Origin of the sequence: Rhizobium sp. BK212, assembly GCF_014197475.1 — a bacterium.
Classification (GTDB): Bacteria; Pseudomonadota; Alphaproteobacteria; order Rhizobiales; family Rhizobiaceae; genus Rhizobium; species Rhizobium anhuiense.
Window position 1 is genome coordinate 36,626 of sequence record NZ_JACIFS010000012.1, and the last position, 21,666, is coordinate 58,291.

The window sequence follows — 21,666 nt, forward strand, 5'->3', positions numbered from 1 at the left end:
TCATCTTAAGGAGATCCCCTTGCCCAGCTTATTCGACCAATACACGCTGAAAGGCGTGACGCTCCGAAACCGGATCGCAATTTCCCCCATGTGCCAATATTCCGCGATCGATGGCCTTCCCAACGACTGGCACAGCGTCCATCTCACAAGCTTGGCGCGCGGCGGCGCCGGCCTCGTCAACGTCGAAGCCACCGCCGTCTCCCCGGAGGGCCGGATCACGCCGGGCTGCACCGGTCTTTGGAATGATGACCAGGCAGAGGCATTTGCGCCGATCGTCGCCGGTATCGAAAAGGCCGGCGCGGTCGCGGGGATCCAGATCGGCCATGCCGGCCGCAAGGGCAGTGCAAACCGTCCTTGGGAAGGTGACGATCATATCGCCGACGGCGATCCCCGCGGCTGGGACACCATCGCACCATCCGCCATCGCATTCGGCGGCGGCTTAAAGAAGGTGCCGCGCGCCATGACGAAGGCCGACATCGATCGCGTCCGTGGCGACTTTGTCGCTGCGGCGATCCGCGCGCGTGACATCGGATTCCGCTGGCTCGTGCTGCATTTTGCGCATGGCTACCTCGGCCAAAGCTTCTTCTCGTCGCATTCAAACCAGCGTGACGACGAATATGGCGGCAGCGCCGATAACCGCGGACGCTTCCTCTTGGAGACGCTGGCGGCCGTTCGTGAGGTCTGGCCCGAGGATCGTCCGCTGACGGCTCGCTTCGGCGTCATCGAGTTTGATGGCCGTGACGAGGAAACCCTGCAGGACGCGATAGAACTCGTCGGAAAATTCAAAGTGGCCGGCCTCGACTTCATTGACGTCAGCCTCGGTTTCTCGACCCCCGCCGCCAATATTCCCTGGGGCCCGGGGTTCATCGCGCCTTACGCCGATCGGGTCCGGAAGGCGGCAGCCCTGCCCGGTGCGGCGAGTTGGAACATCACTCAGCCGGAGCAAGCGGACGAGCTCATCCGAAGCGGACAGCTCGACCTGGTGATGGTCGGCAAGGCGATGCTCGCCGATCCGCATTGGCCCTACGCGGCCGCGCGCAAGCTCGGTGTCGAGCGTCCGTCCTGGACATTGCCTGCCCCCTACGCACATTGGCTCGCCGCCTACCGCACTGCCTGAGTGATCGGGGCTCTCGGACTCGTTGAGGGCCCCTCGTTCTCTTCGCTTTGAAAAAACGCGAAGCACGGCCGCTGATTCACGGTTGCGATGTCATAGACACATCGCGCCTCACGTCAGACGGGTGAGCCGTGGCCGGAGCAGGATTTCCTTGATACGACATCTCAGGCACGTTCACCGCGACAGCGACGGTTCGGGCGAACGTGTCGGGACCGACGATCTTGCTTACGAATTCCGTCGTGCCGGCCTGAATGTCCTTCACTGATGTTGGTTTCTCATCGGTCGCTGACGGCCGCGCGCGGATTGATCCACGGTTCCTGGTTCGAGCGTGCCAGCGGCTGTTTGCCGAGGATATGGTCGGCCGCCTTTTCTCCGGTCATGATCGACGGCCCGTTCAGGTTGCCATAGGTGACGTGCGGGAAGATCGAGCTGTCGGCGACACGCAGGCCGTCGACGCCGATCACCCGCGTTTGCGGGTCGACCACCGCCATCGGATCGTCCTTGGCGCCCATGCGGCAGGTGCCGCAAGGGTGATAGGCGCTTTCCAGATGTTCGCGCAGGAAGGCGTCGATTTGTTCATCGCTCTGCACGCCTTCGCCCGGCTGGATCTCCGGGCCGCGATAGTCGTTGAAGGCGCTCTGGCCGAAGATCTCGCGCGTGAGGCGCACGCAGTGGCGGAATTTTTCCCAATCCTCGGCATGGCTCATATAGTTGAAGCGCAGCACCGGATCGGCCTTGGGGTCTGCGGAGCGCAAGCTCACGCTGCCGCGCGATTTCGACAGGTTGTAGCCGACATGGACCTGGAAGCCGTGGCTTTTCGCCGCCGCCTTGCCGTCATAGCTGATCGCCACCGGCAGGAAATGATACTGGATATCGGGCTGCTTCAGCCCCGGTGCCGAGCGCAGGAAGGCGCAGGCTTCGAACTGGTTGGAGGCGCCGAGACCGCCACGCGAGAGCAGCCATTGCGCGCCGGCCACGCCCTGCCAGAACCATGGTAGCCACGAATAGAGCGACACCGGCTTGGTGCTCACCTGCTGGAAGTAGAATTCCATATGGTCCTGCAGGTTGGCGCCGACGCCCGGCCGGTCGGCTTTGACTTCAATGCCCATGTCCTGCAGATGGCCGCCGGGACCGATGCCCGACAGCATCAGGAGCTTCGGCGAATTGAAGGAGGAGGCCGAGACGATCACCTCGCGGTTCGCCTTCACCACCTCGATCTTGCCCTTGCGTTCGATCTCGACGCCGGTGGCGCGTCCGTCCTCGATCACGATCTTCCGCGCCAGGCCGTAGACGATCCCGACATTATCGCGCTTCAGCGCCGGTTTCAGATAGGCATTGGCGGCAGACCAGCGGCGACCGCCGAAGATGGTCTGCTCCATCAGCCCGAAACCTTCCTGCTTGCTGCCGTTGTAATCCTCTGTCGTCTCGAAGCCTGCCTGTTTGCCGGCCTCGATGAAGGCGCGGAACAGCGGATTGGTGAAGCCGCCGCGCTGCACGTGTAGCGGCCCGTCCGTGCCGCGCCAGCCCTCTTCGCCGCCATGCGAATGCTCCATCCGCTTGAAATAGGGAAGCACGTCGGCATAGGCCCAGCCGCTGGCGCCGAGTTCCTCCCAGCGATTGAAGTCTTCGGCATGGCCGCGCACATAGACCATGCCGTTGATCGAGGAGGAGCCGCCGATCACCTTGCCGCGCGGCGCGGTGATGCGCCTATTGTTGAGGTTTGCCTCCGGCTCGGAGAGATAACCCCAGTTATACCGCTTCATGCTCATCGGCCAGGCAAGGGCTGCCGGCATCTGGATGAACGGCCCGAAATCGCTGCCGCCCGCCTCGATGACAAGGACGCTGTTCTTGCCGTCTTCCGACAGGCGATAGGCGAGGGCGGAACCGGCCGAGCCCGAGCCGATGATGACGAAATCTGCTTGTTGCATGACGTTCCCTTAGATTCTTTGCAACGGTTCCGAAGACCCCGGGCATTAAGACCCCGCCCCAAACCCTTCCCCACAAGGGGGAGGGGCTTAACTTGCGGCACTGCCTCACTTCAAAATCAGCGCCGTAGGCGATGCGATGGAAGGAGGGCAGAACCGGTGCCCCGGATTGGCCCCTCCCTCTTGTGGGGAGGGGTCTTCACTCCTTCAATAAGGCGCCGCCACCGGCCCCATGCCGACATAGACCGTCTTCAGCTCGGAATAATGCTCCAGCGCGGCCAGCGAATTCTCGCGGCCGAAGCCGGATTGTTTCGAGCCGCCGAAGGGGATTTCGACCGGGCAGAGATTATAGGTGTTGATCCAGAGCGTGCCGGCTTCCAGCCGGTCTACGACGCGGTGGGCGCGGGTGAGGTCGGCGGTGAAGACGCCGCCGGAAAGGCCGAATTCGCTGGCATTGGCGCGCGCGATCACCTCGTCCTCGGCGTCGAAATCGAGCACTGACATGACCGGTCCGAAGATCTCTTCGCGGGCGATGCTCATGTCGTCGGTGACATCGGCAAAAACCGTCGGCTGCACGTAATAGCCTTCGCCGGAGACATTGTTGGGAATGCCGCCGCCGGCAATCAGCGTTGCGCCCTCGGCCTTGCCCTTCTCGATGTAGGAGATCACCTTCTCGCGCTGTGCCCAGGAGACCATCGGGCCGATCTGCGTCGCCTCGTCCATCGGATCGCCGATCAGCATCGCTTCGGTGCGCGCCTTGAGCCGCTTGAGGAACTCATCCTTGATCGTCTTCTGCACGAAGACGCGCGTGCCGTTCGAGCAGACCTGGCCGGTCGAATAGAAATTGCCGAGCATCGCGCCCCCGACTGCCGAATCGAGATCGGCATCGTCGAAGACGATCAGCGGCGACTTGCCGCCGAGTTCCATCGTCACATGCTTGAGGTTGCCGGCCGCCGCCGCCGCGACCCTGCGGCCCGTCGGCACCGATCCGGTCAGCGATACCTTGGCGACGTCGGGATGGTTGACGAGCAGCGGCCCGGTGTCGCGGTCGCCCTGGATCACATTGAAGAGCCCCTTCGGCAGTCCTGCCTCATAAAGGATCTCGGCGATCTTCAATGCGCCGAGCGGCGTGTTCTCGGAGGGTTTGAACACCATGGCATTGCCGCAGACAAGCGCCGGCGCAGCCTTCCAGCAGGCGATCTGCTGCGGATAGTTCCAGGCGCCGATGCCGACGCAGACGCCGAGCGGCACCCGCTTGGTATAGGCAAAGTCCTGGCCGAGCGGGATCTGCGAACCGTTGAGACCGGCCGGCGCAATACCGCCGAAGAATTCGAAGGCATCGGCACCCGAGGTCGGGTCGGCGACGATTGTCTCCTGGATCGGCTTGCCGGTATCGAGCGTTTCCAGTTCGGAGAGCGCCTGGTTTCTCTCGCGCATGATGTCGGCCGCCCGCTTCAGGATGCGCCCGCGCGCCATCGGGCTCATCGCCGCCCATTCCGGCTGGGCGCGTTTGGCCGCCGCGATCGCCCGCTCGACGATCGCAGGCGTTGCGGCATGCAGCCGGGCGATCACTTCGCCGGTCGCGGGATAGAGGCTCTCGATGACGGTGCCGTCGGCATCCTCGACATATTCGCCGTCGATGAAGTGCGAGGCTTTCGGCTGGGCTTTCATGTCATTTGTCCTTGGGTGGTTCGATGGGGTCGTCCCTTCTCCCCTCGGGAGGAAGGGGAGGCGGTGGCCAGGAGCGCATTCAGGTAATCCTCGGTCAGCGCGATCGAGGCTTCGATGCCGATCGGCGCGGATTTCAGACTTTGCCTGATATAGAGCCCGTCTATCATCGCCGCAGCGCCTTCGGCGATGCGTTCTGCGGCGTCAGCCGGCAGGAGTGCTTTCAGATCGGCCAAGAGATTGGAACGCAGCCGCCGGGCATAGATCACCAGGAAACGGCGGGTCTCTTCCGAGCGCTGCGCTTCGGCGTAGAAGGCGAGCCAGGCGGCAATCGTCTCCGGCGCGAACTGGTCGGCGTGGAAGCTGACGCGGATGACGGCCGAAAGCCGCGCCCGCGGCGTTCTGGCCGCCTTGAGTGCTGCCACCGTATCACTGCGCAGCTGTCGGAGAAGCGAGCGGATCGTCTCGATCAGCAATTGCTCCTTGCTGCCGAAATAATGATGGGCAAGGGCTGGCGACACGCCGGCCTGCCGGGCAATGTCGGACATGGTGACGGCAAGCGAGCCGTGATCGCCGATCACCCGCAGCGCCGCATCGACAAGCGCCTTGCGGCGCACCGGCTCCATTCCGACCTTTGGCAAGCTGCCAGCTCCTGTAAAAATTTGAAGCAGGTTATTTTTGATTGACTGATCAATCAATAAAAATCTTTCTCGATTTGATCTGGCGCAGATCTTTCCGTGAAAAATTGCTGCAACATATTCCAAATCTCAGGAGGTGCATCATGGCCGATGTCTTTGAGGGAACACCGACATCTTCACTGCAGTCGAAATGGATCTGGTTCGTCGGCCTCGGCGTGCTGTTGCTCGTCTGCGGTCTGATCGCGTTCGGCAATCTGATGCTCGCCACCGTCGTCTCGGTCTACTATGTCGGCATGCTCATGCTGTTCGGCGGCGTGATCTATCTCGTCCATGCCTTCCAGGTGCGCGGCTGGGATCACGCGCTGTTCTGGGTGCTGAGCGGCCTGCTCTACCTGCTTGCCGGCATCTGCGCCTTCATCAATCCGATCCTCACCTCGGTGGCGCTGACGCTGTTTCTCTCTTTAACCCTCGTCATCGCCGGCGTCTTCCGCACCTGGGTCGGCATGCGCATGAAGCCCACCAAGGGCTGGCGCTGGATCGTCGCAAGCGGCGTCATCACCGCCCTTGCCGGTTTCGTCATTGCGCTTGGCTGGCCGGTGAACAGTCTCTGGATCCTCGGCCTGTTCCTAGCCGCCGACCTCATTATCCAGGGTTGGACGATGATTGCCTTCGGCATCGGCATCCGCAGTGGGGCTGTGGAAAGTGATGCTCCGGCGTCGCTTTCCGACCGTTCTTTTTGACAAGGGGATGACAGGGGATTAGACTTTAAGGGTTAATGCCGGTCCAAAGACAGAGGATCGGCTACGTGCGAATGCACCAAGGCACCGGCTGGTATCGCCGAGAATGCTGAAAATGGTCATGCGTCCCCCAGAGGCAGGGTTCTGCCTGATCAGAAAAGGGAGGAAGTTCATGCCGATGGTCACCGTATCCATCTCTCCGCAACAGGCAGCGGGTATCCGCGCCGCCGTCGACAATGGCGGCTATGCCTCGAGCAGCGAGGTCGTCCGCGAAGCGCTGCGCCTGTGGGATACCGCCCGCAAGCTCAACGAATTCCGGGACGATGTCCTCGACGATGAGGGCGCTCCATCCGGCGGCAGATGCGTCGCCGACATGTTCGCCGATCACGAGGCGGAGCGCCGTCGTTCCGCCTGAGCAAGCATTTGATTGCATTTGAAAATTGAATAAACGCGGAACGCGCGGCGAGTCTCTGCGCGTTTCATAAAACCTTCACACTGGCGAAAGAGTTCGTTGATCCTTCTGCGGCATGTTCCGGACGAAAAGAACAAGTCACAGTGGAGATGCGCCACAATGAAGACCGGCCACGTGAAGACCGACATGTCTTTGGTTGCTACCGTCGAGCCGGGTGTTCTGCGCCGCTACGCCAGCGATCAAATCATCACGCTTGCCAAGCTCGTGGTCGAGAACGCCTTCCAGCCGATCGTCGAGGCCGGCACCGGCACGGTCTTCGGTTATGAATCCCTGATGCGCGGCCAGGAACGCATCGGCTACGACACGCCGGTCGAACTCCTCGACGAGGCCCATCAGCTCGGCCAGCTGCTGCAGCTCGAACAGATGCTCGCCAGCCGGGCGCTCGCCAAATTCGCCACGCTGTCGAATTTTGCGACCTCCACGCTGTTCCTTAATCTCGACGTCCGGCTGATCCCGCATGGCGAACGCCTGGTCGAGAACCTGCTGCAGCATCTGCGCAAGGCCAATATTCCGCCATCCTCAGTCTGCTTCGAATTCTCCGAGCGTTTCGACAATACCAGCGTGCCGGAATTTTCCGCCCTGGTGTCCAGGCTGCGCAAGGCCGGTTTCAAGCTGGCGATCGACGATTTCGGCGTCGGTCACGGCGAGATGAAGCTGCTCTGCGATTATGCCGTCGATTACCTGAAGATCGATCGACATTTCGTCGCCGAGATCGACCGCAGCCCGCGCAAGCGCCATCTGTTGAAGAGCATCGTCAACATCGCCCATGTGCTCGGCACCCGTGTCATCGCCGAAGGCATCGAGACCGAGGCCGAATTCATCGCCTGCCGCGAATACGGCGTCGACCTCGTCCAGGGCTGGTTCATCTCCCGCCCGACGACGCATATATCGGAGCTGACGCCGTCATTCCCGCATCTGCAGGAGCTCGGCAAGAGCAAGCGGGGCAGCCAATCGCTCGACGAAATCCTCATCCGCAAGCAGATCGAACTGTTGCCGACGGTTTATGAGAATGACAGCATTGACAGCGTCTTTGAACTCTTCCGCCGCAATCCGCGCCAGGCCTTCTTTCCGGTTCTGAATGCCAATGACGAGCCGCGCGGCATCATCCACGAGCATCACCTCAAGGAATATATTTACCAGCCCTTCGGCCGCGATCTCCTGAAGAACAAGATGTATGAGCGCTCCATCTCGCATTTCGTCGAGATGGCGCCGATCGTCGGCCTCGACAGCGATGCCGAGCGGCTGATGGCGATCTTCGCCAATATGGAAGGCAGCAACTGCCTGATCCTGACCGACAATATGCGTTATGCCGGCGTCGTCTCCGCCGCCTCGCTGATCAAGGTCATCAACGAGAAGCAGTTGAAGACCGCCCAGGACCAGAACCCGCTGACCGGCCTGCCGGGCAATCGCGCCATCCGCGATTTCATGCGCCAGTCCGGCCGCGACGGCGATGAGGTCCGCCACTTCTGCTATTGCGACTTCGACAATTTCAAGCCGTTCAACGATGCCTACGGCTTCCATCTCGGCGACCACGCGATCTCGCTGTTTGCCGCGCTGATGCGCCGCTATTTCTTCGCCGAGCGCCATTTCCTCGGCCATGTCGGCGGCGACGATTTCTTCATCGGCGTCGTCGGCTGGACCGAGGAGGAGTTGAAGGAGATCCTCGACCGGCTGATCAGCGATTTCCACGACGATGTGCGCGATCTCTATTCCGACGAGGACCGGGCCGCCGGCCGCATCCTCGGTCACGACCGCACCGGCGCCGAAGCCCTGTTTCCGCTGATGCGCTGCTCGATCGGCGTTATCGAACTGCCGGAAGGCCTCGTCATCGACGATATCAACCGCGTCAGCGCCGAGATCGCCATCATCAAGTCGGCCGCCAAGGAAAGCGAGGAAGGGCTCGTCTTCCACCTCCTACAGCGCCGCGCGTCTTTCTAGACGCGCAAAGGACGCTGTAGCACTGATGCAGTGGCCGAGGCGAATTGACGCCCTTGCCACTTCCAGCCTTCCCAAGCCTCCGGGGCTGATCTATTCCGAACATTCGGGATCAGGAGGGCCGCGACATGTCACTGCCTCAGGAAATGCACTTCGTCGATCTGCCGTCTTTCGGCGGGCCGGAGGTGATGGTGATCGGCAAACGCCCGCTGCCGGTGCCTGGTGAAGGTGAGATTCTCGTGCGCGCCGAGGCGATCGGCGTAAACCGTCCGGATATCGCCCAGCGCCAGGGCAGCTATCCCCCGCCCAAGGGTGCGAGCCCGATCCTCGGCCTGGAACTTGCCGGCGAAATCGTCGCGATCGGCCCAGGCGTCACCGGCTACGCCGTGGGCGACAAGGTCTGCGGCCTTGCCAATGGCGGCGCCTACGCCGAATATTGCCTGCTGCCGGCAGGCCAGATCCTGCCCTTTCCCAAAGGCTATGACGCGGTCAAGGCGGCGGCTCTTCCCGAGACCTTCTTCACCGTCTGGGCCAATCTCTTCCAGATGGCCGGACTGACGGAAGGCGAGAGCGTGCTGATCCATGGCGGCACGAGCGGCATTGGCACCACGGCGATCCAGCTTGCCCGCGCCTTCGGCGCCGAAGTCTACGCGACGGCAGGTTCGAAGGAGAAATGCGAGGCCTGCGAAAGGCTGGGCGCCAAGCGCGCGATCAACTACCGGAGCGAGGATTTCGCCGCGGTCATTAAGGCCGAGACCGGTGAGGGCGTCGACATCATCCTCGACATGATCGGTGCAGCCTATTTCGAGCGCAACCTCGCCTCGCTCGCCAGGGACGGCTGCCTGTCGATCATCGCCTTCCTCGGCGGCGCGATCGCCGAAAAGGTCAATCTCTCGCCGATCATGGTCAAGCGACTGACGGTCACCGGCTCCACCATGCGCCCGCGCACGGCCGAGGAAAAACGCGCCATCCGCGACGACCTGCTGTCGGAGGTCTGGCCGCTGCTCGAAGCCGGCACCGTCGCCCCGGTCATCCACAAGGTCTTCGCCTTCGAAGAGGTCGTCGAGGCGCATCGCCTGATGGAGGACGGCAACCATATCGGCAAGATCGTGCTCACCGTCCGAGGTTAGTGGACAAGGCGCAGCGTTCAATTGTGAAAAGGCGCCCCAAACCCGAGGCGCCTCTCTCAATTCCGGCGGTCTCTCAGCGTCATCGCCGCCGCAATCGCGACGATGCCGGGCAGCGCCATCAGCAGATAGAGCCAGTGGGCCGCCGAGATGCTGCCGGCAATACCGCCCGGATCGACGAGGCCGGCGCCATTGGCAATGACCCCTGAGAAGGCCGCGCCGAAAGCCCCGCCGAGCGAACTCATCGTCGGGATCGCCGAAGAGGCCTTGTCCTGCTCATTGTCGGCAACGAGCCTCAGGACCATGGCGACGAGATGCGCCCAGCCGAGACCGATGCCGAAGCCCATCATGAACATGCCGATTGCCGCCGGCACGATGAGGAGCAGGTGCCCTTCCGGATTGTCGCTGCCGAGGAAGACGGCGAGCAACGCGGTCGCCGCCGCCTCGAGGAGAGCGCCGATGACGATCGCCGCATGGGCTCGGCCGCCGGTTAGCGAGCCGCTGAGGAAGGCCGCGAATGTCCAGCCGAGGGCGACCAGCGCCACCAGATAACCCGATAGGAGTGGCGTCACCCCATGCAGCGTCTGCAGGAAATAGGGAATGAAGACGTCGCTGACCAGCACGACGGTCAGGGCGAACATCGTCAGATAGACCCGTGCAATCGGCCGGGACAGGCTGACAGCGCCGGAGGGCAGCAGCCGGTTCGCGCTTCGCCTCTCGATGAGAAACATGCCGGCGACGGCGACGACTGCGGCGGCAATCAGCGCTCCTCTCGCGCCCGTCGTCTCGATCGCGCCGGCGGCGCTGACCATCAGCACGGCCGCCAGCAGCAGCCCGATCTGCGCAACCGGGGTTTTCGCCTGCTCGCGATCGTCCTCGACTTCGGGCAACAGCCGCGGCGCCAGCGCCGCCATCAGCAGGCCGAGCGGCACGAGGACGATGAAGGCGTAGCGCCAGCTGCTGCCGGACGAAAAGAAACCACCGAGCGTCGGCCCGATGACGGTCGCCACACCCCAGATCGCCGCATAGAGCGTCGAGGCCTTCGGCCAGAGCGGCTCGGGATAGACGAAGCGGATGAAGGCATAGCCGAGCGCGGCCAGTGCCCCGGTTCCCAGACCCTGGACGGCGCGTCCGATCAGCACCACCGGCATCGAGGGGGCGGCTGCGGCAATCAGGCTGCCGACGCCGAATACCAGTGCTGCGATCACATAGACGGTGCGAAGCCCGATCCCTCGCGGCCGCATGGCGACGAAGATCGAGCCAAGCACGGCAGCCGCCACGAACAGGCTGGTGACCCAGGAAAACAGCGCGAGCCCGCCGATATCGCGCACGATCGAAGGCGCGATCGTCGCCATGATGTAACTCTCGACGGCATAAAGCATCACGCCGCCGGCCAGCATCAGCGTTGCCGGCAGGTGCTCGGGCAGGAACAGGCGAAAGACGGAGCCGGGATTCGGGAGGGCTGCGGTCTGGTCGATATTCGACATGGGAGAATCCCCGAGATTTTGACTGGCGAAGGATTATTTTCCAAGTTATAAATTGGAAAATTGCATGCTGTCTCGAATTAAACAAGACTTGACTTGGAAAAATATGCGCCAGTCCCCTGCCAACCGCATTCTGATCCTGATCAAAACCGACGGCCCGCAGCTCGCCGCCGCGATCGGCGATGCGCTCGGCATCTCAGGCGAGGCCGCCCGCCAGCAGCTTTCGAAGATGGCGGAGGAGGGGCTGGTGGAACCGGTCACAACAGCCGCCACCGGCAGGGGCCGGCCGCGCCAGCTCTGGCAGCTCACAGCCGCCGGCAACCGCCAGTTTCCCGATGGCCACGCCGAATTGACGGCAAACCTGCTCGGCACGCTGGTCGAACAGCTCGGACCCGCAGCCCTCGATACCGTCATCTCCGCCCGCGAGGCCGAGACGCTGCAGCGCTATCGGAAAGAGCTGGAGACTGCCGGCGACCTTGCTGCCCGCGTCGAAGGGCTCGCCGGCATCCGCACCCGCGAAGGCTATATGGCCGATCATTGGCAGGAGGCGGACGGCGCCTACATGCTGGTCGAAAACCATTGCCCGATCTGCGCCGCCGCCACCGCCTGCGCCGGCTTCTGCCGCTCCGAACTCGAAACCTTCCGCACCGTCCTTGGCGCCGATGTCGAGCGCAGCGAACACATCCTCCTCGGCGCCCGCCGCTGCGCCTATCGCATCACGCCGCGTTGAGGCGGATTGTTCGGAACGTCGCACTTCATGCCGGCTGCCGCGCCTGACGCTTGCTGCTTTCGAGATAGAGCAGGGCGCCGATCGACGCCAGACCCGCGACCGCACCGACGAAAGCGGTGCCGGAATAATCGGTGATCGCGGTGCCGAAGGCGAAGAGGCCGGCGCTGATGCCAACCCCGATGAAGGTGTTCAGCGAGTTCAGCGAGCTTCCGAGCCCCGGCCGATCGGCGATCAGGTCCTGCAGATAGGTGATCGGCACGCTGAGGATCGCTGCCACCCCGCAGGCATTGACCAGCAGCAGCGCATAGATGTGCCAGCGCGCGGACGCAAAGCCGAGCAGCGAGAGATAGACGCAGTAGATCAGCGCGCCGAAGGCGAGCACGTGCACGGTCCGGAAGCGGCGCTGCGTCAAACCCCACATCACCATGAACGGCATTTCGAGAAAGGCCGTCAGCCCGGCCATGAAGCCGACATCGACCACGGTGCCGCCGGCCGCATGGGTGATGATCAGCGGCGAGAGCATGCCGTTCAGCCGCTGCAGCCCGAACAGCATCGACATGACGATGACCCGCGACAGCACATAAGGCTCAAAGATCCGCTTCAGCGACGCAAGGAAGCCGACATGATCGGGGGCAGGGCCGGCGGCACCATTTCCGGGCGCGAAGAAGAAATACAGGCAGAAGCAGGTGCAGCTTGCCAGCGCCGCGATCCCATAGGCCGGCGTCATCGACGGCGAACTGACGAGAGCAAGGCCGATCATCCCCGGCGCCAGCGCCCATGAGCCGGAATAGAGTGCCCGCACCGTCGCGGTGATCGCCGCACCCTGGCCGCGCTCCATCTGGTTGGTTCTGGCGCGCAGGCTGGCAAACAGCAGCGAATAGGTGGAGTTGCTCATCGGCACCAGCAACAGCGTGGAGAAGATGAAGACTGCGGGACTGTGGATGATCGCGATCGACCCGAAGCCGAGCATGCCGGCGACGGAAAGCCCCAGCACCAGCGGCCGCCGCTCTTTCAGCCTGTCCGACCAGATGCCGAGCGTCAGGCTCGTCGTGACGTTGACGATCGCCGAGAAGAACACCAGCGCCGAATAGGCGCCGTTGCTCAAGCCCAGTTCATTGATCCCGATGATCGACTGGTAGGGCACGGTCGAGGCATAGGTGAAGGCGAGCGCGACGAGCGTTACCGCCGGGATGCGGATCCTGTTGTCACGAAGGATCAAGGAAAAAGTAGAGGGCATGGCGCGGTTCCTGATGCACAGCTCTTAGCTGCACCGGACCTATCAGAGAAACGATAGTTTTAGATCGCTTCGGTCAATTCATGTGATGAATGTTTGGGGGATGTGATCGCCGTCCAAGCCCGCAACAGGGCTGAACGCCTATTTTAGAATTTCGCGAGCAGATTGGAGAGCCAGAAGTCGATTTGCCCGAATGGAAGAACATTTCCCAAAAATCCGACCAGAGTTGATGTGATGATTATCAATGCCAGCCCTAGAAGGACTCCAAGGGTGATTCCAACGCTCGTCTTTGCGGGCCGGCGCGCCAGCCAACACGCCAAGCTCAGAGAGACAATCGTGAAAAGTGCCAGCAATGTGGACTCGGTGATAGATATGCCCGATTGCAAAAACAATTCCTCGGATTGTGAAAGCTGGATTGCAAGGCATATCGTCTCGAGGCGTCTAAACTCAAGGGATAATGGAGGTTGGGGAGCGCGGCCAACGGGAAGGCGCACTTCCGCTGCAGCGGTGACGTCCAGCCACATATAGGGCCGGCACTATCAGCAGGCACCCGCCTAGCCACCTAAACCCGGGCAAAACGTCAACCCCGTTGGCTTTCGCCGCGTGACGCGTTATGGACTGCGCAACCCCGCCAGCATCCGGATGAGAGCCTTTGTCCAATCCCGTCACCGTCGAAGTCACCCGCGGCCTGCTCGTTGAAAGCCGCCATCGCGGCGCGGTGGCGGTCGTTGATGGTGACGGCAAGCTTGTCCTTTCGCTGGGCGACATCGAGGCCGCCATCTTCCCGCGCTCGTCCTGCAAGGCGATGCAGGCGCTGCCGCTGGTCGAGAGTGGTGCTGCCGATGCCTATGGCTTCGGCGACAAGGAATTGGCGCTGGCCTGCGCCTCGCATAATGGCGAGGACGCGCATGTGGCGCTGGCCGCTTCGATGCTGTCGCGGGCCGGTCGCGATGCCGAGGCGCTGGAATGCGGCGCCCATTGGTCGATGAGTCAGAAGGTCCTGATCCATCAGGCCCGCACGCTCGATGCGCCGACCGCGCTGCACAACAATTGCTCGGGAAAACATGCGGGCTTTATCTGCGCCTGCTGCCATCAGGATATCGATCCGAAGGGCTATGTCGGCTACCAGCACCCGCTGCAGGTCGAAATCCGCGCGGCGATGGAAAGCCTGACCGGCGCCGTGCTCGGAGCGGAAAGCTGCGGCACCGATGGCTGCTCCATTCCAACCTATGCCGTGCCGCTGCGCAGTCTCGCCCACGGTTTTGCCAAAATGGTGACCGGCACCGGCCTGGAACCTCTACGCGCCAAGGCGTCCCGCCGGCTGATCGAAGCCTGCATGGCCGAGCCCTTCTATGTCGCCGGTTCCGGCCGCGCCTGCACGGAGTTGATGCAGATCGCCCCCGGCCGCATCTTCGTCAAAACCGGCGCCGAGGGTGTCTTCTGTGCGGCGATCCCGGAAAAGGGCATCGCCGTCGCGCTCAAATGCGAGGACGGCACGACCCGTGCTGCCGAAGCCATGGTGGCGGCGACGCTCGCCCGTTTCTTCGAGACGGAGAGCGAGGTGCATGCGGGCCTGATGGCCCATGCCGCATTGCCGATGCGCAATTGGAACGGCATCCATGTCGGCGATGTCAGGGTCACCTCCGCCTTGGCCGGATGAGCGTGGCTCTGCATATATAAGTTATTAGAAAAATAAGAATTACCTAATATAAAAGGGTACGTCCCGCGATCGCGGATGCACCCCTTCGCGGCGGCGTGAGCACAGTCCTGGAAGCCATGAGGGCAGGGCATGTTTGCAGGCCGCTATCTCTGGTGGATGCTGATGGGGATCGGCATCTTCCTATTCGCCGCGCTGAGCCTCGATTATATCACTTGGCTCACCATCCAGCTGTCCGGCTGCGGAGAAATGGCCGGCGCCTGCCAGCCGACCCTCCGGCTGATATCGGGCTTGCTCAAACCCGCCTGCATCTGGACCGCGATCGGCATTCTCTTTGTCGCCACGCTGCTGCGTCTTCACAGGCTCTCGCTCATCTGGTTCTGGGGGCCTGTTGTCACCGTCTGGTTCGTCGCCTCCACGCCGATCCTTCTCTTCCTGGCCGCGGATGCGGCGGCTCTGACGCAACCCGCCACCCTCGCCGCACTGCCCGTCGCCTTCCTGTTTCTGGCGGCTTTCGTCGCCTATCTCACGCTTGTGCTCGAGGATGGCGACACGCTGCCGCTTGCCGCCTCGGTGCCGTTGCGCCGCACAATCCGCCTGACGGCGGTCTACGGCGCGCTTGCTGGCGCAGCCTTCATGTCGGAGCTGTCGCGGATTGCCGGGACACTGCTCGACATGCCGGCGCTTGCCGTCGTCATCGCGCTGGCACAGCCATATCTGCAGACGGTGCTCACCCTTGGAACCGGCAGCATGGCGCCGGCCTATGCCGTGCTGGCGGCCTTCATCGCGGCTCTTGCCGCCAGCCTGCTGCCGCACACCACGGCGCGGCAACAACCCTCGCGCAGGGCCATCATGCTGCGGCGATCGCGCCGTTGAGATCGCGATAGGGTTTCAGCCGCTCGGCCGTCATCTCCATCGGCACGATCAGCCCCGCCACCTCGGAAATGCCGAGCACCGGGCAGGGCGAGACGAGGTCGAACTTCTCCTCGGTCAGCAGCACATGGGTTTCGGCCGCGCAGTGGGCGATATGCCGCTTGATCGCCGCTTCCTCGAAATCGCCGGTGGAAAGCCCGTGCACGGGGTGAGCGGCGGTGACGCCGAGGAAGAAAAGATCGGGGCGGAGCTGCGAGATTGCCGCCATCGCCGCCGCGCCGGTCGCCACCATCGAATGTTTGTAGAGCCGTCCGCCGGTGAGGATCACCTCGGCTGTGGGGTGGTGCTCCAGTTCGGCGGCGATGGTCGGGCTGTGGGTCGCCACCGTCAGCGGCATGTCGCGCGGCAAGTGCCTGGCGATCTCCGCCGTCGTCGTGCCGCCGTCGAGGAAGATCATCTGTCCCGGCCTGACCATCGCTGCCGCCGCGGCCCCCAGCCGCGCCTTGATCTGCGACGAGACGCTGCGCCGGGCGGTGAAATCAGGCAGGTCGGGCGCCAGCGGCATCGCCCCGCCGTGCACCCGTTTCAACAGCCCCTCCGCCGCCATTTCCCGGAGATCGCGGCGAATCGTGTCCTCCGAAAGCGCGAAATCCTCGGCGACACGCTTGGCGATCACCTGTCCGTCACGGCGCAGGATATCGAGAATGAGGGTCTTGCGTTGCGTCGTCAGCATCGGCTCTCTGCACGAAGTTAAACATAATCACCCGATATTACACGAAGTGACTCGACATTCAAGAAATATCGTGCATTTTCACGACATCCCGTGCATGAGGCCGGGAGTGCTCCTGCATAGGCGGGGCGAATGGAGTGGATCATGTTGATTTTGATTGCCGGGCCTTACCGGTCCGGAACGGGCGACGACCCGGAGAAGATGGCCGCCAACCTGAAGCGGCTGGAAGAACCCTCGCACGCGCTGTTTGCAGCCGGCCACGTGCCGATGATCGGCGAATGGGTGGCCCTGCCGATCTGGCACGCTGCCGGCGGCCGCTCGGTCGGCGACGCGCTCTACGAAGAAATCTTCCACCCGGTCGCCGGCCGGCTGCTGCAGCTCTGCGAGGGCGTGCTGCGCCTGCCGGGCGATTCCAAGGGGGCTGATAACGACGTGCGCATCGCCAGGGAGCGCGGCATCCCCGTCTGGCACCGGCTGGAGGATGTGCCGGGCTGCGGGTGAGGGTGGGCCTGGTTGCGTTAGCTGACAAGGCGATTTGACGTGCAGGATCTGCCCCTCACCCTAACCTTACCGGGGTCGAGCCACTCGTCTCGCCCCATCCTTCGGACCCCCGTAAAAACGGGGCGAGGGGACGTGCCCTGCGAGAGGTGAGCGAGGAACCGAGAGGTTGCGGCTATCCCCCTTCGCCCCGCCCGCGGGGAGAAGGGGGCGGCAGCCGGATGAGGGGCGCGGCACGGCACATCGATCATGCCCTCACACTCGCACCCACCCTTGTCCCGATGGAGGATCAAAACCCAATCCCCCCAGTTCCGGCGCACCCACCGCTACGCTATAACCCTCGCCGAAAGGGAGTCGAACATGCTGACACTGTATTACGCGCCGGGAACCTGTGCGCTCGCAAGCCTTATTGCCCTGGAAGAATCCGGCCTGGCCTTCGGCGTAAAGAAGATCAGCCTGCGCGATGGCGAGCAGCGTTCGCCGGACTATTTGAAGATCAACCCGAAGGGCCGTGTGCCGGCACTTGTCACCGATCGCGGCGTGCTGACGGAAACGCCGGCGATCCTGGCTTATATCGCCCAGAGCGCCCCGGCCGCCAAGCTGGCGCCGCTTGACGATGTCTTCGAATTGGCCAGGCTCCAGTCCTTCAACAGCTATATCTGCTCGACCGTGCATGTGAACCATGCCCATCGCCCGCGCGGCTCCCGCTGGGCCGACGAGCCGGCCGCCATCGAAGCGATGAAGGCGAAAGTGCCGCAAAACATGGCCGATTGCTTCATGCTGATCGACCAGACGATGTTTAAAGGCCCATGGGTGATGGGCGAGGCCTATTCGATCGCCGATCCCTATCTTTTCGTCATGACCGACTGGCTGCCGTCCGACGGCGTCGATCCCACCCGCTTCGAAAAGGCGAGCGACCATCACGCCCGCATGCTGCAGCGCCCCGCCGTCCAGCGGGCGCTGGCCTACGATCGGGCCTGATAGCGGGCAGCAAGCTTCTTCGGCGCCCGGAACAGCCAGGCGCCGATCAGCCGCAACCGCAATTCCGCGTCGCCGATCATGGCGGCGCGCACCGGCAGATGCGGCCAGCCGACATAATGATCGGTTTGGAAATAGACGTCGGGCGCCATCTCCAGCAGGTGGTCCTTGTCGTCGAGCGAAATCGAGATGACGATCGTCTCGGCGTTCTTCACCGCCACAAAACTCTTGCCGCCGACCTTCAGCGCCGGATTGCCATAGGAGGTGCTCTCCTCGACATCGGGCAGCCCGGCTTCCGCCGTCAGCCGCTTCAGCCGTTCGAAGATCGCATCGACATCACCGGCCATGGTTCCGCCCTTTCTGCCGGGGCGAACCTACCACGTTTTCATGCGCATTTCGCCAGCGGCGGCTTGGCCTCTTTGGGAAAGCCCGCCTGTATCCCGAGCGGCAGATCGGCAATTTCGCGCATCGACATGCGTTCGACCTCGGGATGCCGCAACGGATCGTCCTTCCAGGCCGGGACAATGTCTGCACTTGCCGCGGCAAGGGCAGGTCTCAAGAAAAACTTCAGCAATGACATGGCAGGCCTCGCTTTCTTCGGTGGCGTAGAAGGATGATCGCAAAGTGGCTTCCGCCTGCTGAACTATCTTGTCCGCCTCACGCACTGAGTTCGAATGGATTGCCTATGCTTGCAATGTCGGCCTCTCCAGGCAGAATTTCAATTGAGATTAAAGCGGAGCCGTTATAGAAAAACTATATGAAGAACCTGAATACCGTCCATCTCAACGGACTGCGGGCGCTGGAAACCGTCGGCCGTCTCGGCTCGCTCCAGGCTGCCGCCGAGGAACTCGGCGTCTCGGTCGGCGCCGTCAGCCAGCAGGTCATCAAGGCCGAAGCCCAACTCGGCCAGGTGATCTTCGAGCGCACCGCCCGGGGAATGATCGTCACCGAAGCCGGCCGGCCGGTTCTCCTGGCGCTGGACGAGGGTTTCGCCCGGCTTTCGGCGGCGGTGTCGATCGCCAACCGCAAGGACGATACCATCCTGACCATATCGGTGGCGCCGGTTTTCGCCGCCCGCTGGCTGGTCTGCCGGCTCGATCGCTTCGCCGAGCGCCACCCAGACATCAAGCTGCGGCTGGATGCGACCACCAACCTCGTCAGCCCGGCGCTCTGCGACGTCGATATCGGCATCCGCGTCGGCAACGGCAAATGGCCTGACGTGAAGGCCGAACTGCTCCTTGAGCAGCAGGTCTTTCCCGTCTGTTCGCCCGAGATGGCGGCGAAATTGAAAGAGCCCGCCGATATCCTCGAACTGCCCGCCATCATCGATGGCCATGCCATGTTCACCTGGGAGGTCTGGATGCGCGAGGCCGGGCTATCGGGTGCGACGCTTTCGACCCGCCACGTCTTCAACGATGCCTCGCTCTGCCTTGATGCGGCGATCGCCGGCCAGGGCGTCATGCTCGCCTGGCAGACCCTGGCCGCCTTCGCGCTTGCCGAAGGCCGGCTCGCCGCCCCCTTCGGCATTCGCGCGCCGACCGGCTTCGGCCACTATTTCGTCACCGCCGAAGGCGTGCGCGAGCCGAAGAAGGTCAAGGATTTCAAGGCCTGGATCCGCGAGGAAATGGCCGGCACACTGGCTCTCTTCCGGTAGTCCTCACACCTCGATCGGCTCTTTGCCGCGGGTCGCCTGCATCGCCTTGTAGGCCGGGCGGGATTGGCAGCGCTCGATCCAGGCTTTGATATTCGGATGTGCCTGGAACAGCGCCTCCTCGCTCTGGGCGTAGCGCAGCACTTCGGCGAGGTTGAGGTCAGCGACGGTGAAGCGGTCGCCGACGATCCATGGCCGGCCGGCAAGATGGCCTTCGAGAACTTTTAGCGGCCTGCGCAGCGAGCGGCAGGCGACGGCGATCGTCTCTTTGCCGCCTTCGCTGTTTTCAAGCCCATTATCATAGGTGAGCACGATCCGCACCGTATGCGGCTCGACCTCTGCCGCCGCCCAGACCGTCCACATCGTCAACAATCCGTCTTCTTCGACGGTTTGACCGGAAAGCGGCCCGCCGTTTTTGCGGCCGAGGTAGAGATTGATCGCCAGCGACTCGTGCATGACGAGATCGCCGTCCCGAATGCTGGGGATCTGCCCCATCGGATTGACGGCGATGAATTCAGGCGAACGCGTGTTGAGCGGCGCATCCTCCGCCAGCGGATCTGCAAGCCGCCTTGCCTGCAGCACCGGCACCGAGCGGAATTCGAGCCCAAGCTCCTCCGCCATCCAATAGACGCGGGAAGCGCGCGACCGATAGACCCCGTAGATTGTCAGCATGAACGTATCCCCTCGATATTGTTCGCGGGAGCGTAAATGCCGGATCGGCGTGGGAAAAGTCCCTGTGGCTGATGGGATGATGAAAGCTTTTGATGGCCTCGGCAACGCCAGCAAAGTGTATCGCGGTTTTGCCAGGCAAGGCGCGAAGCGCTTTTGCCGGGAATTGTCTAAACGGTCACGAGACCCGGTTGCGCTCGACGGTCAGTTGCGCATAAGGCGAGCCGCCGCCAGCCATCTCGGCGGAGACTTTCTTCTCCCACTGGAAGCCTAAAACTGCGCCTTCTGTGGTCTCCTGGAAGATGTTGTCGGTGATGACGGCGGTGCCGGCGCCGTCGGCCACCGAGACGGCGCATCCCACGGGCGCCTTGCGCACCACATTGCCTGTGACAACGACGTTGCGCAGATACGGACCCCAGCCGATCTGCAGACCCCAGCGCGGCGCGCCCTCGATCACATTGCCGGAAATCAGCGTATCGGCCTCCGCCGCGATGCCGATGCCGAAACCGACCTCGTGGGTGTAGGGGCCTTTCAGCGTGAGGTTGCGCACGACGTTGCCGGTGACGCTCGCCAGCCGGCCGCCTTCGTCGAAATTGGCGATCGAAATGCCGTTTGCCGCACCGTCGATCATATTGGCGGAAACCACGGCGCCCTCGAAGGCGAATTCGACATAGATCGCCGTCTCGCCGGAGCGCCGGCACTGGTTGCTGTTGATCTGGATGTTCGAGGCGGAATTGGCGCGGATCGCCGTGAAGGCACAGTCGGAGATATGGTTATTCGTCACCATCACGCCATCGGCGCGGAAGATATTGATGCCGTTGCCGTTTTCGCCGGTGCCGCCGTCATTGGCGCGGATGTTGGAGATGCGGTTGCCGGAAACGACGGTGCCGTCCTCCGCCTTCTTCCAGCGATGCACCAGGATGCCGCCATTGCCGCAATCCGAGACCGTGTTGCCGGTGACCGAAAGATTTGCCGATTCCACCGCGTAAAGCCCGGATTGGGCCGCACCCGAAATGCGGCTGCGCTCGATCCGTCCGCCGCAGCGCTCCAGTTGCAGGCCGTGTTTGCGGCTGCCGCCGATCTCGCAATTGTCGATCAGCACCTCGTCGACGCCGGTAAATTGCAGCAGCGCGCCGGCGTAATCGCCAAGCCAGCGATTGCCGCCGTCGATGACGAGATTGGAAAGCTCGATGCGGCGCACGTTTTCGGCCGAAAACAGGTGGCCTTCGCCGGTGTAGACGATCCGCGAGGCGCCGGGCACGCCAGTGATGCGGGTATTGTCGGGCAGGGTGAGATTGGAGATCCGGTAGGTGCCGGGCGGCAGGAAGACCGGCACGTTCTCGCGCGCCGCCCGTTCGATCATCTGCTCAAGGTTGCGGGTCTTGCGGTCGCCGCTTTCGGGAACGGCGCGATATTCCACCGCGTCGATCGCACCGCGCAGATCGGGCTGGGCGGCGGCCGTCAGCGGCGAGGCAAGGGCGCGCGATGCCCCTCCCGCCACCGCCGAGGCAGCGAGAAAGAGAAGCATATCGCGGCGTGAAGGCAT

The 21,666-nt window shown here is 63.1% G+C and carries 21 protein-coding genes and 1 pseudogene; 11 read left to right on the forward strand and 11 right to left on the reverse strand.

The window, feature by feature from the left end; genetic code table 11:
• Positions 1 to 19 precede the first annotated feature (19 nt).
• Positions 20 to 1,117, forward strand: a complete 1,098-nt coding sequence (locus tag FHT79_RS28290) for an NADH:flavin oxidoreductase/NADH oxidase (protein WP_063476607.1) — start codon at positions 20 to 22, stop codon at positions 1,115 to 1,117.
• 76 nt (positions 1,118 to 1,193) lie between these two features.
• Here the strand turns inward: FHT79_RS28290 and FHT79_RS32520 are convergent.
• The 4 genes and pseudogenes from FHT79_RS32520 to betI all read right to left on the reverse strand — a co-directional run.
• Positions 1,194 to 1,379: pseudogene (locus FHT79_RS32520) on the reverse strand (hypothetical protein); the annotation flags it as partial.
• Positions 1,380 to 1,389: 10 nt separating this feature from the next.
• Positions 1,390 to 3,042, reverse strand: coding sequence for a choline dehydrogenase (gene betA, locus FHT79_RS28295; protein WP_063476608.1), 1,653 nt, complete (start codon positions 3,040 to 3,042; stop codon positions 1,390 to 1,392).
• 204 nt (positions 3,043 to 3,246) lie between these two features.
• Positions 3,247 to 4,710 carry a betaine-aldehyde dehydrogenase gene (betB, locus tag FHT79_RS28300; protein ID WP_183904573.1) on the reverse strand — a complete coding sequence of 488 codons (1,464 nt, stop codon included), beginning with the start codon at positions 4,708 to 4,710 and terminating at the stop codon, positions 3,247 to 3,249.
• The gene (betI, locus tag FHT79_RS28305) at positions 4,707 to 5,333 is read right to left on the reverse strand and encodes a transcriptional regulator BetI (protein WP_127430605.1); all 627 of its coding nucleotides are present in this window, start codon (positions 5,331 to 5,333) and stop codon (positions 4,707 to 4,709) included. The genes betB and betI overlap by 4 nt, the downstream gene beginning before the upstream one ends.
• A gap of 155 nt (positions 5,334 to 5,488) precedes the next feature.
• Here betI and FHT79_RS28310 point away from each other — a divergent pair, with 155 nt between their 5' ends.
• The 4 genes from FHT79_RS28310 to FHT79_RS28325 all read left to right on the forward strand — a co-directional run bounded on the left by FHT79_RS28310 (position 5,489) and on the right by FHT79_RS28325 (position 9,619).
• Complete coding sequence (locus tag FHT79_RS28310) at positions 5,489 to 6,085, forward strand: HdeD family acid-resistance protein (RefSeq protein WP_097595770.1); 597 nt, start codon at positions 5,489 to 5,491, stop codon at positions 6,083 to 6,085.
• A gap of 169 nt (positions 6,086 to 6,254) precedes the next feature.
• Positions 6,255 to 6,497, forward strand: a complete 243-nt coding sequence (locus tag FHT79_RS28315) for a type II toxin-antitoxin system ParD family antitoxin (protein WP_047614177.1) — start codon at positions 6,255 to 6,257, stop codon at positions 6,495 to 6,497.
• 156 nt (positions 6,498 to 6,653) lie between these two features.
• Entirely contained in the window at positions 6,654 to 8,492 is a 1,839-nt protein-coding gene (locus FHT79_RS28320) for an EAL domain-containing protein (RefSeq protein WP_183904574.1), read from the forward strand.
• A gap of 125 nt (positions 8,493 to 8,617) precedes the next feature.
• Positions 8,618 to 9,619, forward strand: coding sequence for an NAD(P)H-quinone oxidoreductase (locus FHT79_RS28325; RefSeq protein ID WP_183904575.1), 1,002 nt, complete (start codon positions 8,618 to 8,620; stop codon positions 9,617 to 9,619).
• Positions 9,620 to 9,675: 56 nt separating this feature from the next.
• On the opposite strand, the gene FHT79_RS28330 is transcribed toward FHT79_RS28325, so the two are convergent.
• Positions 9,676 to 11,103: an MFS transporter gene (locus tag FHT79_RS28330; protein ID WP_183904576.1), complete on the reverse strand. Its 1,428-nt coding sequence runs from the start codon at positions 11,101 to 11,103 to the stop codon at positions 9,676 to 9,678.
• Between the two features lie 103 nt (positions 11,104 to 11,206).
• Between FHT79_RS28330 and FHT79_RS28335 the strand changes: the two genes are divergently transcribed.
• Positions 11,207 to 11,830: a metalloregulator ArsR/SmtB family transcription factor gene (locus tag FHT79_RS28335; RefSeq protein ID WP_047614181.1), complete on the forward strand. Its 624-nt coding sequence runs from the start codon at positions 11,207 to 11,209 to the stop codon at positions 11,828 to 11,830.
• 25 nt (positions 11,831 to 11,855) lie between these two features.
• On the opposite strand, the gene FHT79_RS28340 is transcribed toward FHT79_RS28335, so the two are convergent.
• Positions 11,856 to 13,067, reverse strand: a complete 1,212-nt coding sequence (locus tag FHT79_RS28340) for an MFS transporter (RefSeq protein ID WP_183904577.1) — start codon at positions 13,065 to 13,067, stop codon at positions 11,856 to 11,858.
• A gap of 649 nt (positions 13,068 to 13,716) precedes the next feature.
• Between FHT79_RS28340 and FHT79_RS28345 the strand changes: the two genes are divergently transcribed.
• Both FHT79_RS28345 and FHT79_RS28350 read left to right on the forward strand, forming a co-directional pair.
• The gene (locus FHT79_RS28345) at positions 13,717 to 14,724 is read left to right on the forward strand and encodes an asparaginase (RefSeq protein ID WP_183904578.1); all 1,008 of its coding nucleotides are present in this window, start codon (positions 13,717 to 13,719) and stop codon (positions 14,722 to 14,724) included.
• Between the two features lie 129 nt (positions 14,725 to 14,853).
• A complete protein-coding gene (locus FHT79_RS28350) occupies positions 14,854 to 15,597 on the forward strand; it encodes a hypothetical protein (protein WP_183904579.1) in 744 nt (247 codons plus the stop codon).
• Here the strand turns inward: FHT79_RS28350 and FHT79_RS28355 are convergent.
• The gene (locus FHT79_RS28355) at positions 15,572 to 16,327 is read right to left on the reverse strand and encodes a DeoR/GlpR family DNA-binding transcription regulator (RefSeq protein ID WP_048338321.1); all 756 of its coding nucleotides are present in this window, start codon (positions 16,325 to 16,327) and stop codon (positions 15,572 to 15,574) included. The genes FHT79_RS28350 and FHT79_RS28355 overlap by 26 nt on opposite strands.
• Before the next feature lie 141 nt (positions 16,328 to 16,468).
• On the opposite strand from FHT79_RS28355, the gene FHT79_RS28360 reads away from it, so the two are divergent.
• Together FHT79_RS28360 and FHT79_RS28365 are read left to right on the forward strand one after the other, a co-directional pair.
• A complete protein-coding gene (locus tag FHT79_RS28360; protein ID WP_047614493.1) occupies positions 16,469 to 16,825 on the forward strand; it encodes an NUDIX hydrolase in 357 nt (118 codons plus the stop codon).
• 357 nt (positions 16,826 to 17,182) lie between these two features.
• Complete coding sequence (locus FHT79_RS28365) at positions 17,183 to 17,803, forward strand: glutathione S-transferase N-terminal domain-containing protein (protein WP_183904580.1); 621 nt, start codon at positions 17,183 to 17,185, stop codon at positions 17,801 to 17,803.
• On the opposite strand, the gene FHT79_RS28370 is transcribed toward FHT79_RS28365, so the two are convergent.
• Together FHT79_RS28370 and FHT79_RS28375 are read right to left on the reverse strand one after the other, a co-directional pair.
• Complete coding sequence (locus FHT79_RS28370) at positions 17,788 to 18,147, reverse strand: MmcQ/YjbR family DNA-binding protein (RefSeq protein WP_097542746.1); 360 nt, start codon at positions 18,145 to 18,147, stop codon at positions 17,788 to 17,790. The genes FHT79_RS28365 and FHT79_RS28370 overlap by 16 nt on opposite strands.
• 38 nt (positions 18,148 to 18,185) lie before the next feature.
• The gene (locus tag FHT79_RS28375; protein ID WP_132574044.1) at positions 18,186 to 18,380 is read right to left on the reverse strand and encodes a hypothetical protein; all 195 of its coding nucleotides are present in this window, start codon (positions 18,378 to 18,380) and stop codon (positions 18,186 to 18,188) included.
• Positions 18,381 to 18,557: 177 nt separating this feature from the next.
• Here FHT79_RS28375 and FHT79_RS28380 point away from each other — a divergent pair, with 177 nt between their 5' ends.
• The gene (locus FHT79_RS28380; RefSeq protein ID WP_132574042.1) at positions 18,558 to 19,454 is read left to right on the forward strand and encodes a LysR substrate-binding domain-containing protein; all 897 of its coding nucleotides are present in this window, start codon (positions 18,558 to 18,560) and stop codon (positions 19,452 to 19,454) included.
• Positions 19,455 to 19,457: 3 nt separating this feature from the next.
• On the opposite strand, the gene FHT79_RS28385 is transcribed toward FHT79_RS28380, so the two are convergent.
• Both FHT79_RS28385 and FHT79_RS28390 read right to left on the reverse strand, forming a co-directional pair.
• A complete protein-coding gene (locus tag FHT79_RS28385; RefSeq protein ID WP_132574040.1) occupies positions 19,458 to 20,123 on the reverse strand; it encodes a glutathione S-transferase family protein in 666 nt (221 codons plus the stop codon).
• Between the two features lie 175 nt (positions 20,124 to 20,298).
• A complete protein-coding gene (locus tag FHT79_RS28390) occupies positions 20,299 to 21,666 on the reverse strand; it encodes a TIGR03808 family TAT-translocated repetitive protein (protein ID WP_132574038.1) in 1,368 nt (455 codons plus the stop codon).